General features: G+C 56.8%; 16 protein-coding genes and 2 pseudogenes. 7 read left to right on the forward strand and 11 right to left on the reverse strand.

Annotated features, from left to right (window positions below; translation table 11 throughout):
- Nucleotides 1-13: 13 nt before the first annotated feature.
- The 3 genes from cydX to G5154_RS03990 are packed head-to-tail and all read right to left on the reverse strand — an operon-like array spanning nt 14 to nt 2,851.
- Nucleotides 14-124, reverse strand: coding sequence for a cytochrome bd-I oxidase subunit CydX (gene cydX, locus G5154_RS03980; RefSeq protein WP_005337572.1), 111 nt, complete (start codon nt 122-124; stop codon nt 14-16).
- Nucleotides 125-140: 16 nt separating this feature from the next.
- Nucleotides 141-1,280 (reverse strand): cytochrome d ubiquinol oxidase subunit II, encoded by a 1,140-nt coding sequence (cydB, locus tag G5154_RS03985; protein ID WP_421250370.1) that lies wholly within the window; start codon nt 1,278-1,280, stop codon nt 141-143.
- Nucleotides 1,280-2,851: a cytochrome ubiquinol oxidase subunit I gene (locus G5154_RS03990; protein WP_421171885.1), complete on the reverse strand. Its 1,572-nt coding sequence runs from the start codon at nt 2,849-2,851 to the stop codon at nt 1,280-1,282. The genes cydB and G5154_RS03990 overlap by 1 nt, the downstream gene beginning before the upstream one ends.
- Nucleotides 2,852-2,973: 122 nt before the next feature.
- Here G5154_RS03990 and G5154_RS03995 point away from each other — a divergent pair, with 122 nt between their 5' ends.
- Nucleotides 2,974-4,389, forward strand: coding sequence for a PLP-dependent aminotransferase family protein (locus G5154_RS03995; RefSeq protein WP_421250371.1), 1,416 nt, complete (start codon nt 2,974-2,976; stop codon nt 4,387-4,389).
- A gap of 93 nt (nt 4,390-4,482) precedes the next feature.
- On the opposite strand, the pseudogene G5154_RS04000 reads toward G5154_RS03995, so the two are convergent.
- Nucleotides 4,483-4,569, reverse strand: a pseudogene (locus G5154_RS04000) (GNAT family N-acetyltransferase); the annotation flags it as partial.
- A 77-nt stretch (nt 4,570-4,646) separates the two neighbouring features.
- Nucleotides 4,647-5,564, reverse strand: a pseudogene (locus tag G5154_RS04005) (IS5 family transposase).
- Nucleotides 5,565-6,091: 527 nt separating this feature from the next.
- Here G5154_RS04005 and G5154_RS04010 point away from each other — a divergent pair.
- The gene (locus G5154_RS04010) at nt 6,092-7,027 is read left to right on the forward strand and encodes a LysR family transcriptional regulator (protein ID WP_421250372.1); all 936 of its coding nucleotides are present in this window, start codon (nt 6,092-6,094) and stop codon (nt 7,025-7,027) included.
- 109 nt (nt 7,028-7,136) lie between these two features.
- Here the strand turns inward: G5154_RS04010 and metC are convergent, their stop codons facing one another.
- From metC to G5154_RS04030, 4 genes are all read right to left on the reverse strand, one after another.
- Nucleotides 7,137-8,336 (reverse strand): cystathionine beta-lyase, encoded by a 1,200-nt coding sequence (gene metC, locus G5154_RS04015; RefSeq protein WP_421250373.1) that lies wholly within the window; start codon nt 8,334-8,336, stop codon nt 7,137-7,139.
- Nucleotides 8,337-8,393: 57 nt separating this feature from the next.
- Entirely contained in the window at nt 8,394-9,635 is a 1,242-nt protein-coding gene (locus G5154_RS04020) for a dicarboxylate/amino acid:cation symporter (protein WP_421250374.1), read from the reverse strand.
- 494 nt (nt 9,636-10,129) lie between these two features.
- Nucleotides 10,130-10,588, reverse strand: a complete 459-nt coding sequence (locus tag G5154_RS04025) for a GNAT family N-acetyltransferase (protein ID WP_421250375.1) — start codon at nt 10,586-10,588, stop codon at nt 10,130-10,132.
- Between the two features lie 154 nt (nt 10,589-10,742).
- Entirely contained in the window at nt 10,743-11,381 is a 639-nt protein-coding gene (locus tag G5154_RS04030) for a tellurite resistance TerB family protein (protein WP_139690650.1), read from the reverse strand.
- A gap of 141 nt (nt 11,382-11,522) precedes the next feature.
- On the opposite strand from G5154_RS04030, the gene G5154_RS04035 reads away from it, so the two are divergent.
- The 3 genes from G5154_RS04035 (at nt 11,523) to rsmS (ending at nt 12,566) form a co-directional block, all read left to right on the forward strand.
- Nucleotides 11,523-11,825 (forward strand): hypothetical protein, encoded by a 303-nt coding sequence (locus G5154_RS04035; RefSeq protein ID WP_227342393.1) that lies wholly within the window; start codon nt 11,523-11,525, stop codon nt 11,823-11,825.
- A 20-nt stretch (nt 11,826-11,845) separates the two neighbouring features.
- Complete coding sequence (locus G5154_RS04040) at nt 11,846-12,316, forward strand: acyl-CoA thioesterase (protein WP_227342392.1); 471 nt, start codon at nt 11,846-11,848, stop codon at nt 12,314-12,316.
- Nucleotides 12,317-12,410: 94 nt separating this feature from the next.
- The gene (rsmS, locus tag G5154_RS04045) at nt 12,411-12,566 is read left to right on the forward strand and encodes a pleiotropic regulatory protein RsmS (RefSeq protein WP_076493688.1); all 156 of its coding nucleotides are present in this window, start codon (nt 12,411-12,413) and stop codon (nt 12,564-12,566) included.
- Between the two features lie 47 nt (nt 12,567-12,613).
- On the opposite strand, the gene G5154_RS04050 is transcribed toward rsmS, so the two are convergent.
- Nucleotides 12,614-13,456, reverse strand: coding sequence for a LysR family transcriptional regulator (locus tag G5154_RS04050; protein ID WP_421250376.1), 843 nt, complete (start codon nt 13,454-13,456; stop codon nt 12,614-12,616).
- A gap of 109 nt (nt 13,457-13,565) precedes the next feature.
- On the opposite strand from G5154_RS04050, the gene G5154_RS04055 reads away from it, so the two are divergent.
- Nucleotides 13,566-14,096 carry a nucleoside deaminase gene (locus G5154_RS04055; protein ID WP_421250377.1) on the forward strand — a complete coding sequence of 177 codons (531 nt, stop codon included), beginning with the start codon at nt 13,566-13,568 and terminating at the stop codon, nt 14,094-14,096.
- Nucleotides 14,089-15,363: a cyanate transporter gene (locus G5154_RS04060; RefSeq protein ID WP_421250378.1), complete on the forward strand. Its 1,275-nt coding sequence runs from the start codon at nt 14,089-14,091 to the stop codon at nt 15,361-15,363. Before G5154_RS04055 ends, G5154_RS04060 begins: the two co-directional genes overlap by 8 nt.
- 67 nt (nt 15,364-15,430) lie before the next feature.
- Here the strand turns inward: G5154_RS04060 and rluF are convergent, their stop codons facing one another.
- A complete protein-coding gene (gene rluF, locus G5154_RS04065; RefSeq protein ID WP_421250379.1) occupies nt 15,431-16,447 on the reverse strand; it encodes a 23S rRNA pseudouridine(2604) synthase RluF in 1,017 nt (338 codons plus the stop codon).
- Nucleotides 16,448-16,648 lie beyond the last annotated feature (201 nt).

Below are 16,648 nucleotides of genomic sequence, written 5' to 3' on the forward strand. Positions count from 1 at the left end.
CAAGCCCCCGCCGTCAGTTGCCGTCCCGTTCGTCCGCCTGCCAGCGCGCTTCCAGCCAGAGCAGGTTGCACAGGCCCAGCAGCAGGGCGAATCCGAGGCCCAAAATCCAGGTGAAGTACCACATAGCAGATCCCTTGAGGTCAGTAGAGTTGATGGCTGTCGCGCTTGATGCGGGCAAGGTCGAGCTTGCCGCGCACCACTCGATAGACCCAGCCGGAGTAGCCCAGGTTGACCGGCATCAGCACCAGCACGAGGCCGAACATGATGGCCAGGGTCTTGTAGCTGGAGGTGCTGTCCCACAGGGTCAGGCTGCTGACCGCATCGAGGGATGAGGGCAGCACGAAGGGGAACAGGGCGATGGCTACCGAGCAGAGCATGGCGGCGCAGGCAATAGCGCTGGCCAGCAGCGCAATCCGGCCCCGCTCCAGCCAGGAGGCCATCCCGCTCACCAGCGGCGCCAGCGCCCCGATGATCGGCACCAGCCACAGCAGCGGATAGTCAAAGTAGTTGCGCAGCCAGCCTCCGGCGTGGGGGATCACCCCCTTCATCAGCGGGCTGATGGCGGCATTCGGGTCAAAGGGTTGTGTGCCGACACCGGTCAGCTGAAACCCTTGCAGATCCACCAGATGCCAGCCGGCCAGCAGATAGCAGAGGCTCACCAGCGGGGCCAGCAGGATGGCGATCCCCCGTGCGCGTAGCGCAGGGGTGCCGGTCACCTTGGCTTGTAGAAAACCGGCGCCGTGCAGCAGCAACAGGCTGATGGCAGTGGCCAGCACCGAGAGCAGCCAGCCCCAGTGGAAGTCGAACGCGCCATAGTGCAGACGCAGCGCCGTGTCGAAGCGAAACGGCAGCCCCTCCATCACCAGACCGATAGCCGCACCGAGGATGAGCGCCGGTATCAGGCCGCCGGCCACCAGCGCCCGATCCCACCAGCGGCGCCACACCGGATCGGCCAGCTTGCTGCGATAGTCAAAGCCGACCGGACGCAGAAAGAGCCCAAGCAGCAGCACCACCATGGGGATGTAGAGCCCCGAGAAGGCGGCGGCATAAACCAGTGGCCAGGCGGCGAACAAGGCACCGGCACCGGCAATCAGCCACACCTGATTGCCCTCCCACACCGGCCCCACGCTGTTGATCACCAGACGGCGGTCGTCGTCATCTTTCGACACCACCGGCAGCAGCATGGCGATGCCGAGATCGAAGCCATCCATCACGATAAAACCGACCATCATGAAGAGCACCAGCGCCCACCAGATGAGTTTCAGGGTTGCGTAATCCATCAGGCGATCCTCGCAAGTTCGGGTTGTTCACCGCTGTAGCGGCCGGTATGGAGAATGGCGGGCCCCTTGCGGATCACATGGCGCAACAGGAACAGCTCCACCACCAGCAACAGGGTGTAGATGGAACAGATGGCGATGAGGCTGAACCAGAGTTGGCCCGGCTGAAGCAAAGAGACCGAGGCCGAGACCGGCAGCACGTCGCTGATGGTCCAGGGTTGACGGCCAAGCTCGGCCACCAGCCAGCCCGCCTCGATGGCAATCCAGGGCAGCGGAATGCTCCAGAGCAGGGTCTTGAGCAGCCGTGGCGAGTCTTGCAGCCGGTTGCGGCAGAGCTGAACAAAGCTCACCACCATCAGCCCCAGCATGGTGACGCCAAGCCCCACCATCACCCGAAAGCCCCAGAACAGCGGCGCCACCGGCGGGATGGAGTCATCGACCGCTTTGGCAATCTCTGCCTCACCGGCCTTGGCGATATTGCTGGCATAGGGGGTGAGCAGCATGCCGTAGCCGAGATCCTTGCCATGCTGCTCGAAGCGAGCGCGGTTGGCCGGGGTGTCATCGCCCCGCCGGATCTGGTCGAGGGCCTCTGCCGCCACCATGCCGCTGCGAATGCGCGCCTCGTTCTGCACCTTGATATCCTTGAGGCCGGTCACCGCCTCGTCGATGGAGCGGGTGGCGATGATCCCCATCAGATACGGGATCTTGATGGCGGCATGGGTGGTTTCCGCCTGCTGATCCGGGAAGCCGAACAGGGTAAAGGAGGCTGGCGCTGGCTCGGTCTCCCACTCCGCCTCGATGGCGGCGAGCTTGACCTTCTGCACCTCGCCGGTGCGATAGCCCGACTCATCCCCGAGCACTATGACCGAGAGGATGGCCGCCAACCCGAAGCCGGAAGCGATGGCGAATGAGCGTAGGGCAAACTGCACTTCCGTCTTGCGCAGCAGATACCAGCTGCTCACCCCCATCACGAACATGGAGGCGGCCACATAGCCCGCCGCAACGGTGTGAACGAACTTCACCTGCGCCACCGGGTTAAACAGCACGGCGGCGATATCCACCAGCTCCATGCGCTGGGTCAACAGGTTGAACTCGGCCCCCACCGGGTTTTGCATCCAGCCATTGCCGATCAGGATCCAGAGTGCCGAGAGGTTGGAGCCGAGCGCCACCAGCATGGTCACCAGCAGGTGCTTGCCGCGGGAGAGCTTGTCCCAGCCGAAGAAGAAGAGCCCCACCAGGGTTGATTCGAGGAAGAAGGCCATCAGCCCCTCGATGGCCAGCGGGGTACCGAAGATGTCCCCCACGTAGTGGGAGTAATAGGCCCAGTTGGTGCCGAACTGGAACTCCATGGTGATCCCCGTGGTGACCCCCATGACGAAGTTGATGCCAAACAGTTTGCCCCAGAAGCGGGTGATGTCCTGATAGATCACCTTGCCGGTCATCACATAGGCCGACTCGGCGATCACCAGGATCCAGGACAGCCCCAGGGTGAGGGGGACAAACAGGAAGTGGAACAGGGCGGTGGCGCCAAATTGCAGGCGCGACAGGCTGACCACGTCATCCGGATTGATCATGCGTCACTCTCTTTTGTTGTATTTGCCTTGCACGTTTCATGCAGGACAAGTACACCACGGGTCATGACACCTATAACAGATGCAGTTATAGTGAATAGCACCTATAACAGTTGATCCGGATCATGCCTCTTTACCAACAACTGGCCGAACGCCTGAGCCGCGAGATCGATGACGGCATCTGGCAACCGGGGGAGCGCATCCCCTCCATTCGCCAGAGCTGCAAGACCCACAACCTGAGCCCGATGACGGTGCTGCAGGCCTATCAGTTGCTGGAGAGTCAGGGGCGGATCCTCGCCCGTCCCCAGTCCGGTTACTACGTCAAGGCTGCCTCGCCAGAGGTGGCGCGCCACACCCCGAGCCAGACCCACTACAGCGGCTCGGTGGATATCAACGATCTGGTGTTCGAGGTGTTGCAGGCGAGCAAATCGCGGGCGCTGGTGCCCCTTGGCATGTCGGTGGCCGATCCGACCCTGTTCCCCCATCCCCAGCTCGGGCGGGCGCTGGCCAGCTGCATGCGCAAACTCGACCCCTTCAGCACGGTGGCCGACCTGCCCCCCGGCAACGAGGCGCTGCGCCGCGCCATCGCCCAGCGCTATGCCAGCGACGGGGTGGCGGTCAATCCGCAGGAGATCATCATCACCACCGGCGCCATGGAGGCGCTCTCCCTCAGCCTGCAGGTGCTGACCGAGCCCGGTGACTGGGTGGTGGTAGAGTCCCCCACCTTCTATGGCGCCCTGCAGGCCATCGAGCGGCTGAAACTCAAGGCGGTGGAGATCCCGGTGATCCCGGGGGTAGGTATCGATCTGGCGCTATTGGAAGATGCCCTCAGCCAGATGCCGATCAAAGCGTGCTGGCTGATGGGCAATGTGCAGCACCCGCTGGGCCACACCATGCCGGATGCGCACAAACGGGGGCTGATGGCGCTGCTCAGCGCCCACAAGGTGCCGCTGGTGGAGGATGACGTTTATGCCGAGGTCTACTTCGGTCGCGAGCGCCCCAAGCCCATCAAGCACTGGGATCAGCGCGGTGACAGCCTGCTCTGCAGCTCCTTCTCCAAGTGTCTGGCGCCGGGCTTTCGGGTCGGCTGGGTGGTGGCGGGGCCCCATGCCGAGCGGATCCAGCGGCTGCAGCTGATGTCCACCCTCTCCACCAATGTGCCGAGCCAGCTGGCGCTGGCCGAGATACTGCGTCAGGGCGGGGTCGATGCCCACTTTCGCCGTCTGCGCCACACCCTGGCCCAGCGCCAGCAGCAGATGCGGGCGGCCCTGCAACGGCTGTTGCCGGACGAGGTGCGGATCTCCTCCCCCGATGGCGGCTACTTTCTCTGGCTGGCGCTGCCTGCCCATTTCGACAGCCGCGCCCTGCACGCCAAGGCTCTGGGCAGTGGTTTTTCAGTAGCCCCCGGCGCGCTCTTTTCCAGTCAGGGACAACACAACCACTGCCTGCGCCTCAACAGCTCCCATCCCTGGAGCGAGCAGCTGGAGCAGGCCCTCACCCGACTGGCCGCGCTGATTGCCGCACAGCTCAGTGAAAAGTAACAAGGCAAAGAGCCGCTGACGAAACGAACAAAGGCCCGTAACGGGCCTTTGTGGTTGGGGAGTGACGCGGCGTTACTCGCCATAACAAACAGCTCATCTGGCCATGATCTGCGACTGCACCTTGAAACCCAGCGCCTCGTAGAGGGCTTTGGCGCGCTCGTTGAAGGCCATCACCTCCAGTTCATCAGAATGGGGCCTTGCTGCGTTGTTTCCCAAATCAGCCAGCAAGTCATGACGTTCCCAGCCCCGGGTGAGCGCTACACTCGGGGCTTTCTGACAGGTAGGCCAAGGGCATTCAGTTTGTTCATCGCACATACGTATGCCATGACCTCTCCCACTTGGCCGTTGTAGTTACGCAGACTGATTTTCCCCGCCAACAACTGCTTGAACCGATACATCGCCGTCTCTGCCAGCGAGCGACGGTGGTATCCCGATATCTTCTTCCAGTGCGCCAGCCCTTCCTTACGCATTACCAGCACGGCCTCATTTCTTGCGTGTCCCTTTTTCCATAACCCCGCGTTCTTGCGAGGCGGGATACAGGCTGTCGCCCCTTTACCTGCTATCAGCTGATGGCTGGCTTTGCTGTCGTAGGCGCCATCCGCATAAACACGCTCCAGCTTGCGCCGCAGTGGATTGAGTAAGGTCGGCAACACTTCGGCATCATGGACATTCTCCAATGACACTTCTGCTGCCACGACATCGTGGGTTGCCGGGTCTACCGCCAAATGCAACTTGCGCCAGACTCGGCGCTTTTCGGCGCCGTGTTTTCTGACCTTCCACTCGCCTTCACCAAACACCTTCAGCCCGGTTTAGTCGATAACCAAATCGGTAATACGTCCTTTTGGGGGCTGTCGATAAGCCACCGTCACCGTGCGGGCCCGCTTGCTGACACAACTGTAATCGGGGGCACAAAGCGGTACGTTCATCAACTCGAACAGGGAGTCGAGTAGCCCCTGAGTTGCGCGAAGCGTGAGGCTGAAAATCCCCTTGAGCATCAGGAATGTGCAGATGGTCTGGTCGGTGTTGAGCTGGCTGCGTCCCCGTTGTCCATGATGGTCGTGGTGAAACCAGTTGCACATGGCCTCGACATCAACCCAGAAGGTGAGTGAACCTCGGTTAATCAAAGACTTGTTGTATTGAGGCCAGTTGGTGATGGGGTGAAGCGATGTGCCTATGATGCAGACTTGAAGAGGATGGTGGTGATCAGATCACCAAGTCCTCAGTTAGTTCCATTCAAGCTGTATCGATTTGGGAAACAACGCCGGGCCTTGCTTTAAGGCAAACCACCCTCCAAGAGGGACGTGACACCACTGCACATAACCAAGCTGAAATTTGATTATAAATTAGCTGTTTTGTGATCTTGCGACTGCCAGCCGGGGGGTTAAATCGCGTATTATCACCCCTCACCAGCACATGCAAAACCAGTAGTAGTCATTGTCACCAATCCGATAGATACAACCGCGTTCAAACAAAACAGCCCCGATAGAGTATCGGTCTATTCAAATCTTCAAGATGATGAATCCAAACCCAGAATGGGCGCGGACTCACTCCGGATTTCCAACAAACTCTGGAATGATGCGGTAAAACCAGTCTCCACCCAACTTGTTGGCCATCAATCGGTTGATTTCGTACCTACCCGGGACAAGGCATTCAATTTTGACTCTACGGCTACGAGCACTGACACTGTGGATTTAAGGAAACTATGAGTAACTTAGCATCACTAAAACAATTGGAAATTTTGGTTAAAATTGTCGAGTGTGGTGGTTTTAAAGAGGCTGGTATTCAACTAAATGTATCGCCATCAGCTATCAGTAAAGGGTTATCAAATTTAGAGTCACAACTGGGCACGACGTTACTGAAGCGAACCACCAGAAGCTTGACGCTCACCGATGCGGGTCAATATCTCTATGAACGGGCGACCCAGTTGCTCTTGGATATAGATGAATCACTCAATACCACTGCGGGATTTTATAACCACCCTCAGGGTGAGTTGAGAATAACGTGCTCAATGGCTTTTGGCTATACCCAGTTAATATCACTCATTGACCAATATCAAAAAAAATATCCAGATGTAAATTTATACATCGATCTGAACGATAATTTTGTCAATTTAAATGAGTGTAACTTTGATATTGCTTTGAGAGTTACATCCAACCCACCACAGAACTATTCTTTACGAAAATTAGCCTCAATCAATTGGGCATACTGCGCCAGTCCTGAATATTTAAAATGCAATGGCAAACCAACTTCAATTTCACAATTAGAAAACCATCAATGTTTGATTTATCCAGGATTAACCCCTGTGATGAAAAATGTGGATGGTGATGGTCTTCAACAATCACTTAAAATCAAAGTGCCGATACAAGCCAATAGTAGTCTGGTCTTATTAAAAGCAGTGTTGCAACATCAAGGTATTGCATATCTTCCAACCTATCTATTAGGTGACCATATACGCCAAGGTGATATAATTCCGCTTACTCTAGACGATGAACTGATTCACAATACCCATGGATTATATGCCTTGTACTTTCCTTGCCGATATACCAATCCAAAGGTACGTTCATTTATCGATTTTATGTTCGAAACGCTACAACCACTTCCTATATGGGACCAGTGGATGACAGACAAGCCCGAGTAAATAAAATTTTTAAGGGCTTACCACAATATGGCAAGCCCTTTGAGATAGTAAAAATCACTAACTATTTATCTTCAGAATTATACATCCCAAATAACATTGCTATTGAGATTTAAACTCTAAATTCAGCCAAACGCTTAAAGCCCGCTTCCAAATCCTCAATCAAATCATCTACAGACTCTAAACCAATATGTACACGAACCAGAGTTCCTGCAAACGTCACTTTTCCGGCCGGTCTTATTTGATTTAACTCTTCTGGTTGATTCGCCAAAATCAAAGACTCAAACCCACCCCATGAATACGCCATGCTAAAGTGTTTGAAGTTATCAAGATAAATAGCTATCTGCTCTGCACTCAAATGCTCTTTCAATATAAAAGAGAAAAGCCCACAGGAACCGTTAAAATCTCGATTGTAAAACTCATGTCCTGGGCAAGATGGCAGAGCCGGATGGTTAACTTGCTCAACCTCTGTTCGTTCAGATAACCATTTCGCAATACGAATGCTGTTTTCTTCATGTTGCTTCAAACGCAATCCTAACGTTCTTAGGCCACGGCTGGCAACATAAGCAGTATCTGCATCCAGCATTTGTCCCATCAGGTACGAGTTTTCACGTAATTGATCCCAGCAGCGCTCATTTGCTACTGCGGTTCCTAACATGGCATCGGAGTGACCAACAATATATTTTGTTCCTGCTTGAATTGAAATATCTATACCGTAATCCAATGCCTTAAAGAGAACACCTGCAGCCCAAGTATTATCCATCATAATTACAATGTTTGGATTAATGGCGCGAGCCGCTTTTACCATACCTGGGACATCTTGAACTTCCATCGTAACGGAGCTTGGTGACTCAAGAAATAGCACCTTGGTGTTTGGCTTAACCAGACTGGAAATACCTGAGCCAATCAAAGGATCATAAAATGTCGTTTCTACTCCTAAACGTGACAAGACTTTGGTACAAAAATCCTGCGTAGGTTCATAGGCCGCCCCGGTCATGAGGATATGGTCACCTTGTGCCACAAATGCCAATATTGCGTTGGTTACTGCTGCGGCCCCACAAGGGTAGAGCGAGCATCCCGCCCCCCCTTCCAGATCAATCATTGCCTGCTGAAATGAAAAGTGGGTTAGCGTGCCGCGGCGCCCATAAAACAACTCTCCTTTTGCCCTGTTTTCAGTTGCAAATTTTTTATCTTTCACCGTTTTGAATACCAGTGAAGATGCTCGCTGAATGACAGGATTAACTGAGCCCTGTGTATATTTTAGTTCACGCCCAGCTGTAATGAATGCTGTTTCATATTTTTTGGATGTCATTGAATTAGTCCTATTTTATACAATACAACTGATTTTTATCGCATTATTAACCATATATTACTCAGAGCATGCCAAGTTTTGCTCAACCGTTAAACTTTCATGAGGATTCAATTTTTTTGTGAAACGCTCAACAATCTGCGCAGCAGGTAAATCATGAATCACGTTTATCAGGGTCGCTGGGGCATCGGTTATTGTGCCAAGAACAACCAACATCGGAATGGCTTCTAGAGGCAAGCCCAATGTTGTCACAATAAATATTTCTCCTAAAAATGCTCCCCCAGGAACACCACCAACAATAATCGCCGACAATACAGAAATTAACATTGTCAAAAAGAAGATTTCCGCTGTAAAGTCCATACCTAATACAGAGAAAATAAACACAATTTTCAATGCTGCAATCATTGCCACGCCACCTTTGTTTAGATTGACTAACAGTGGCAAGGAAATGTCTACTATCTCTTCATTGATCCCCATCGCTTTTGCGGCACGAATATTCACCGGCAATGCTCCTAGAGAGGAACAAGTACCTAATGCAGTCGCAGAGGGTTCAACTGCATTTTTCCAAAAAGCTCTCACCGCTGGCATACCACCACCCAGCCATGAATATATACTTGAACCAAAAACAAAATATATCAGTGTCGCAGCAAAAAACATCATAATGGCACGAGCAAACGTCACCAGCAATTGCGAATCTTGGCTAGCCATCGTCGCAGCGAAATAACAACCCAAGCCAATTGGAGCGCCTGTCATGATGATAGATACAATCTTCATTATGACTATATTCAAGCCATTTAGGGATTCTGCAATATTTTTGCCTTGTTCACCAGATTGACCAATCGCAATCCCCGCAATGACCGACATGATGATGAGAGCCAAGATATTTGATTTAGACAAGAGGCCAACAAAATCATTAGTTGTGACCATGTTGACAAAATCCATTTCGCCACTGCCTGAGTTGAATTTATCAGCCAATGTTATCGTCACACCTTGGGCTGGATCAAACAGTGTTGCTAGCCCAACTACACCGGCAGCAGGAATTAATGCCATGATAATTGAAACAAAAAAGATCACGGTTAATATCTTACCTAATTTTTTCAGATCCGACATTCCCGCAATAGATGACATCACGCTGACGCTCACTAACGGAACAATGATCATGAACAATAAATTAAGAAATATTTTCCCTATAGGTTGCAGCTTTAATGCGGTTTCAGGGATGTATACTCCGAGCACACCGCCAATAGCTAAAGATATTAAAAGAACAATTGATGCCTTGTAGGGCTCAAAATATTTCCACATGTCAAAACCCCTTCACATTTTAATGAATATGAGACGCAGGTCACGATATCAAGACTTGTATTTTATAAGAAACTGATACATCCACTATCCGCTTTTATTATGTCAGCTAGTCATGAGTAAACTGATTACGTGATGTATCATTACATTTCTCACTGAATAATGTAATGTCAGATTGATACCATTTAATCACATCACTGATGACATAAAGGAAACAGTTGCCAAGGTGGCATTGCTGATAGTTAATGTGTAAATGAATGGTTCGCATCACAGGTTTTTCAGCTCCACCAAATTAACTTAACAGCAACAAGTGCGTTATCTTATGCTTCCTGATTGAAGTGCTCGCCCGCTGTTTAGTCAGCGGAACTTGAGCACTCTATCACGGGGCATCATCGTGGTACGAAACGCTAAGTGACATATCAACAATTTCGATAAGCCAATCACAACACCAATAAGCTACTTAGAAATCATACAAACAGATGACCTCTGCTCAGCGCCTATTTCGCCATGATCTGTGACTGCACCTTGAACCCCAGCGCCTCGTAGAGGGCTTTGGCACGCTCGTTGAAGGCCATCACCTCCAGCCGGATTTGCTGAGCATCACGGGCCTTGGCCCACTCATCGCAATGGGCGATCAGCGCCTTGCCAATCCCGCGGGAGCGGTGCTGCTCATCCACCACCACCGAGCCAATGCGGCAGATCGGCGCACGGGTGAGAAAAGGCACGCTCTCATTGATGTCTATCCGCGCCGTCAAAAAGCCCACCACCCTGCCATCCTGCTCGGCAACGCAGAACAGACGCCCTTCGGCGGCAATGGCATCGAGCAAAAATGCCCGCTCCTCTGGTGACGGCGGGCAGAACACCTCGGGATAGTGCTGATGGTGGAGCTCTCCAATCTGCCGGTTCAGCTCGACAATGGCGTCGATATCCAGTTCGCTTGCCTTGCGTATCTCCAACGGTTGCTCCTTGCAAAAATGGTGATGGTCCTGCGCCATCTTAGGGGCTGTGCCCCACAATCCAAATAGGCTCATCCGTATCTTTTGGCGGGCAGCAGAAACAACAACGCCCCTTGAGCGGGGCGTTATCGGCAATCCATGGCGATGAGGGATATCAAGCGGGGGCGTTAAGCTGGGCCACCTGCCGCTCGATGCTCCCCTTGAGGTTGTCATCGAGCTTGAGGGCGCGCGCCAGTTCGTCGAGATAGCCTCGCTCCATAAAGTGATCCACCTCGATGGCGAGCAGGGAGGCGAGATAGACCTCGGTGGCCAGCTCCATGTCGGTCACTTCCCGCGCCAGCGCATGGGGATCGAGGGGACGGGCCAGCTCGGCGTCAATCCAGCGGGCCACATCGCTCTGACCCTGTTCGGTCAGGTACTCCTGAATTTTCTGGCGCTCGGCGCCGTCGATATGGCCATCGGCCCGGGCTGCCGCCACCATGGCACGCACCAAGAGTGCCGCGCGGGCATCCAGCGCATTGCCTTCCAGGGTACTGACGGGATGGGTAGGCTGGGCGGGTGCCGCCTGCTGGGCCTGCCAATCCTGATAGAGCTTGTAGGCCAGCCCGCCAAGGGCCGCCGCGCCGCCCACGGCAGCGGCCTTGCCGCCATATTTGCGCACTTTTTTATTGCCCAGCAGCAGACCGAGCGCGCCACCGGCCAGCGCTCCCTGCATCTGCCCCTTGCGCTTGTCGCCGCCTTCGTTGAGCCAGCCTTTGCCAGCCCCCAACAACTGTTCCAGCATCTGTTTCATCGTGGCACCTCGCTATTGTTCGGCCCATGCTGGCGCCAGACTGATGAACCAAGAGTGAATGGGCCCCATTATTGCGCCGTCCCCTGTGCATCCTGCCGCCATTCGCGGTATACCTGAAACAGGTCAACAAGGAGCATCAGGATGCGCATCATCACCCCTTTCGTGGTTCTGCTGTTGTGCGGCACTGCCAGTGCCGCCAGCGAGCTGGATCGCTCAGCCCAGCAGGCCAAGCTGGATGCCGCCTGCCAGCAAGCTCAGCAGCAACTGGTCGAGCAGGGCAAGCAACAGCGGATCGACGCCTGCATCAAGGAGGGCGGCAAGGCCGACAAGTGTCAGCAGGAGTTCACCAGCTTCGGTCAGCGCGAGGGCAACAAGCGGCCCGACCTCAACAACCTGCCCCCCTGCCAACAGGCTGACGCCTACCGCAAGAGCTACCGTCAATGACCCCGAACCAAGGAGAGAGCATGATCCCCCCCCGTGAACTGACCCTGCAATTTTTGGCCGAACCCTCTGACGTCAACTTCGGCGGCAAGGTGCATGGCGGCATGGTGATGAAGTGGATCGATCAGGCGGGCTATGCCTGCGCCGCTGGCTGGTGTGGCGGCTATGCGGTGACCGTCTATGTAGGGGGGATCCGCTTTTTGCGCCCCATCCAGATTGGCCAGCTGGTGGAGGTGCAAGCTCAGGTGATCCACACCGGCACCACCAGCATGCATCTGGCGGTGGATGTCTACAGCCGCCACCCCACCGACACCGAGCGCCACAAGACCACCCACTGCATCATCATCTTTGTGGCGATGGATGAGCAGGGCAAACCGACCCCGGTGCCCCAGTGGCAGCCGGTGAGCGAGAGCGATCTGCAGTTGCAGCAGTACGCCAAAAAGCTGATCGCCCTGCGCGAGGAGATCGACAAGGAGATGCGCCAGCACCTCTGACCTTGGTGCCTCACAACCCGACAGAGCGGGCGCTTTCGGCCAACGACGGCGCCCCTGTATAATCCCCCCTCTTCCCGCAACCGGAACCCTGCCCATGTCACTGGAAACTGCCCCGCCCGAGGTGAAACTCGCGGTGGATCTGATTGAACTGCTGGAAACCAATGAGCTGGCCCCCGAGCTGGTGCTGGCGGCGCTGACCATCGTAAAAAATGACTACGAGCGCAAGCTGGCGGAGGGGAAGGATCACTGATCCCCCCGTTTTATCTTTCCGACTTCAGTTTTTCACCACATAGCCACTCACTGCGGCCCCATCACCTCGTCACAGAGGGCGATTAGGGCCGCACTCAAGCGGGTGAGCGGCTCGCTCCCACGTCCTCCGGCATGGAGCGCCAGCTCCACCGGCGCCACCTTGGGCCACTGGGTCAGGGCCAGCTGATCGGCGGGCATCAGCCGTTTGGGCAGCAAGCTCACCCCGATCCCCGCGCTCACCGCCCCCTGCAAACTGGCGAGGCTGGCGCTGACATAGGCGATACGCCAACGCCGCCCCAGACCATCGAGCGCCTCGGTCATCTGGCGCCGATAGAGCCCTTCGCTCGGGAACACCACCAGCGGCAGCGGATCCCGTTCCCGGGCGGGCCAGTCGCGGCTGTCGACCCACACCAGCGGCTCGCGCCAGCTGGCAAGGGGCGAACCCTGCCCCCGCGTCTGTTTGACCAGCGCCAGATCCAGCTCTCCCGCCTCGAAGCGCTGCCAGATCTCGTGGCTCAGGCCGCTCTCCACCTCCAGCCGCACCTCGGGGTAATCGCGGGCAAAGGCGGCCAGTACCGGGGTGATGGCACCGGCGGCGAAATCCTCCGGCACCCCGAGGCTGAGCGCCACGCTCCCTTCCGTCACTTGTTCTTCGGCCTGCGCCAGCAGCGCCAGAATGCGGCGGGCCAGCCCCAGCAATTTTTCCCCCTCCGCCGTCGCCACCACCCTTCGGCCAGCGCGATCGAGCAGCGGGCAGCCGAGCTGCTGCTCAAGGCGGCGGATCTGCTGGCTGATGGTGGATTGGGTCAGATGAACCCGTTCACCGGCGCGGGTAAAACTGCCGGTGTCGATAATGGCGACAAAACTGCGCAGCAACAGGGGATCCAGCATGGGGCACTCCATTTACAAAACCACTGAAACTCATTCTATCATTTAATTTCCAAATGACTTTTTTCGCCGCTAGGCTGGCATTTGTTCTGTCAAATCAGGGTTTTTCATCATGTCACAGCCTCTTGTAGCGTCTACCCCTCTTCGCTCGCTCACCCCATCAACCTCACTCCAGACTCACCGACAATGGCTGGAGCAGGCGGTGCAACTGGCCAGAGCAAATCACCGGCAGGGCGGTCGCCCCTTCGCCGCCCTGCTGGTGCGCGATGAGCAACTGGTGGCGAGCGCGGTCAACGGCATTCATCTGGATGGCGATCCCACCCGTCACGCCGAGCTGGAGGCGCTGCGCAAGGCAAGCCAGAGCGCGCCGCTCGCGGGCAGCATCGTCTATGCCAGCGGTCACCCCTGCCCCATGTGCCTCGGCACGCTGGTGATGAACGGTATAGCCGCCGTCTATTACGCCTTTGATAACGCCGATGCGGCCCCGTTCGGCTTTGACAGCACTGCCGCCTATCAAACGCTGGGACTGCCGCTGGCACCGCCACCTCTGCCGCTGGTCAAACTGGCCGTCACCATGACGGCGGCGGATCTCTACGGCTCCCAGTTACAACAAGCCACACAAGCAGCGCCTGATCATGAGTAAAGGGACTTTCGAACGCCCGGCAGAAGCGCGCCGCCAGCAGTTTGCCCTGCTGGTGCTGGTGATCCTGACTGGCCTGAATCTGCGCCCCTTTCTTACCGCCATCGGCCCGCTGAGCGGCGAGATTGGCCGCGCCCTGTCGCTGGGGATGGACACCCTCGCCTGGCTTACCCTGCTGCCGCTCTGGCTCATCGGGATTGGCGTGCTGCTCACTCCCAGCCTGCGTCGGCGCGCCAGTGCGTGCCAACTGCTGGGGGCGGCCCTGTTGCTGCTCGGCGTTGGCAGCGCTATGCGCTTCGATGCCCAAAGCGGTGCCTTGCTGATCGCCAGCGCGGCGCTGTGTGGATTGGGGTCGGCACTGGTGCAGGGGGTGCTGCCGGCACTGATCAAGCAGGCCTTCGCCCACAAGGTGCCGCTGGTGATGGGGATCTTCTCTGCCTGCATGATGGGGGGCGGGGCATTGGGGGCCAGTCTCACCCCAAGGCTTGCAGTCAGCCTCGACTGGTCGCGGGCACTGGCGCTCTGGAGCCTGCCGGTGCTGCTGGCCCTCGTCTGGCTAGGGTGGAAAGTGCGTCTGCCAAACACCGCAGCGGTCGCCATTCCCCACGGCGAGCAACGGCTGATCACCCTGCCCCGCAGCTGGTTGCTGATCGTCTGCTTTGGCATCATTAACAGCGGCTACGGCATCGTGGTGGCCTGGCTGGCCCCCGCCTATATGGCGCAGGGCTGGAACGCTGCACAGGCTGGCGGGCTGGTCGCCTGGCTGGCACTGGCGCAGACCGCCAGCGGTCTCGGCTTGCCGCTGCTGGCGGCGCGCAGTCTGGATCGACGACCCTGGATGGGCCTTGCCATCGCCATGCAGCTGGCGGGATTCGGCGGCCTCTGGCTGGCGCCAGCCAGTGCCCCCATTCTCTGGTGTATGCTGTGCGGTGCCGGTCTTGGCGGCAGCTTTTCGCTGATCATGGTGATTGCGCTCGATCACCTGCCCGACCCGCGCCGCGCGGGCACCCTGAGCGCCCTGATGCAGGGATTCGGCTTTATGCTGGCGGCCACCGGCCCCTGGGTGGCGGCACGGCTCTATCACTATGTGGGCGATTTTGCGGCCGCCTGGCAGTGGCAACTGGGAGGCTTGCTGCTGATGAGCCTGCTGGTGCTGCGCCTCGACCCGCGCCACTACCCTCGCGTCATGCGGCTACCGGCCGCCAGCGAACCGACCCTTTCAGCGCCCCTCCCAACCGACTCTGCGGCCCAAAGCAACACACCGGCCTAAGGCCGGTGTGTTGGGGATAACAGTGTTGGGGATGACAAGGTCGGCTGACGCCACTCAGAGGGGCAACTCAGCGCCCCTTCTTCTGCCGCCCTGTGTTAGCGGTGCGCGGCTTGCCAGCGGCCGGTTTGCCTCCCTTGGGAGCCCCTTTGCCAGCACCGCCCCTGTTGGCAGCACCTTTGCCCGCGCCACCCTTGCCCACCGGCAGCTTCTTCTCGAAAGCTTCCGGGCCCGGCACATTGGGGCGCCCGCCAATCTCGTGATCATCATCGCGGCGCGGCTTCTTGCCTTGGGCCGGCTTGGCGGTTTGCGCCGCAGGAGCCTTGGCCGCCTTCGGTTTGTCGCATTTGGCCGGTTTCACCTCGGAGGAGGAGTCCTCAATCAGCTTGAACAGATCGATCAGCTCGTCGTCGGTCAGATCGCGCCACTCGCCCACCGGCAGCCCCTTGAGGCTGACGTTCATGATGCGAATGCGCTCCAGCTTGGTCACTTCAAAACCGAAGTGCTCGCACATGCGGCGGATCTGGCGGTTAAGCCCCTGCACCAGGGTGATGCGAAAGACGAACGGCGCCTCTTTCTTCACCTTGCACTTCTTGGTGACAGTACCGAGGATCGGCACCCCGGCCGCCATGCCGCGCACAAACTCGTCGGTCACCGGCTTGTCGACGGTCACCAGATACTCTTTCTCGTGATCGTTGCCTGCCCGCAGGATCTTGTTTACCAGATCGCCGTGGTTGGTAAGGAAGATCAGACCCTGCGAATCCTTGTCGAGCCGCCCGATGGGGAAGACCCGGGTGCTGTGGTTGACGAAATCGACGATGTTGTCCTTCTCGCCCGCCTCCGTGGTACTGACGATGCCCACCGGCTTGTTGAGGGCGATTAGCACCAGACTGTCCGCCTCGCGCGGCTCGATCACCTGACCGTTCACCTTGACCAGATCACCAACCTGCACCTGATCGCCAATCCCGGCGCGCTTGCCGTTGATAAAGACGTGGCCCTGCTCGATAAAGCTGTCGGCCTCGCGGCGCGAACAGATACCGCTCTCGCTGATGTATTTGTTCAGGCGCATGGATTCGTTAGCCAGCATGGGTCACCTGTTCATTTGCGATAAAAGAGAGGGTAAAACGGGTCGGCCACATCTGCCGATGGAGGGTCGGTGGGATCTGCATAAAGCTCCGTATCAAAAACACAGCACAATCTGGTTGGAATATCAGGGCGCTACATTAGCACATCGCCGGGCGCCGTTCGCCGGATACTTCTTTGTCCACCACCATCGACGGAGTCAGCA

The sequence above is a fragment of the Aeromonas sp. 600527 genome, assembly GCF_049175415.1.
Classification (GTDB): domain Bacteria; phylum Pseudomonadota; class Gammaproteobacteria; order Enterobacterales; family Aeromonadaceae; genus Aeromonas; species Aeromonas veronii_A.

Bases quoted from the DNA above. Each gene is read 5' to 3' on its own strand.
- cydX (WP_005337572.1), bottom strand. From the start codon at position 124: ATGTGGTACTTCACCTGGATTTTGGGCCTCGGATTCGCCCTGCTGCTG.
- cydB (WP_421250370.1), bottom strand. From the start codon at position 1,280: ATGGATTACGCAACCCTGAAACTCATCTGGTGGGCGCTGGTGCTCTTC.
- G5154_RS03990 (WP_421171885.1), bottom strand. From the start codon at position 2,851: ATGATCAATCCGGATGACGTGGTCAGCCTGTCGCGCCTGCAATTTGGC.
- G5154_RS03995 (WP_421250371.1), top strand. From the start codon at position 2,974: ATGCCTCTTTACCAACAACTGGCCGAACGCCTGAGCCGCGAGATCGAT.
- G5154_RS04010 (WP_421250372.1), top strand. From the start codon at position 6,092: ATGAGTAACTTAGCATCACTAAAACAATTGGAAATTTTGGTTAAAATT.
- metC (WP_421250373.1), bottom strand. From the start codon at position 8,336: ATGACATCCAAAAAATATGAAACAGCATTCATTACAGCTGGGCGTGAA.
- G5154_RS04020 (WP_421250374.1), bottom strand. From the start codon at position 9,635: ATGTGGAAATATTTTGAGCCCTACAAGGCATCAATTGTTCTTTTAATA.
- G5154_RS04030 (WP_139690650.1), bottom strand. From the start codon at position 11,381: ATGAAACAGATGCTGGAACAGTTGTTGGGGGCTGGCAAAGGCTGGCTC.
- G5154_RS04035 (WP_227342393.1), top strand. From the start codon at position 11,523: ATGCGCATCATCACCCCTTTCGTGGTTCTGCTGTTGTGCGGCACTGCC.
- G5154_RS04040 (WP_227342392.1), top strand. From the start codon at position 11,846: ATGATCCCCCCCCGTGAACTGACCCTGCAATTTTTGGCCGAACCCTCT.
- rsmS (WP_076493688.1), top strand. From the start codon at position 12,411: ATGTCACTGGAAACTGCCCCGCCCGAGGTGAAACTCGCGGTGGATCTG.
- G5154_RS04050 (WP_421250376.1), bottom strand. From the start codon at position 13,456: ATGCTGGATCCCCTGTTGCTGCGCAGTTTTGTCGCCATTATCGACACC.
- G5154_RS04055 (WP_421250377.1), top strand. From the start codon at position 13,566: ATGTCACAGCCTCTTGTAGCGTCTACCCCTCTTCGCTCGCTCACCCCA.
- G5154_RS04060 (WP_421250378.1), top strand. From the start codon at position 14,089: ATGAGTAAAGGGACTTTCGAACGCCCGGCAGAAGCGCGCCGCCAGCAG.
- rluF (WP_421250379.1), bottom strand. From the start codon at position 16,447: ATGCTGGCTAACGAATCCATGCGCCTGAACAAATACATCAGCGAGAGC.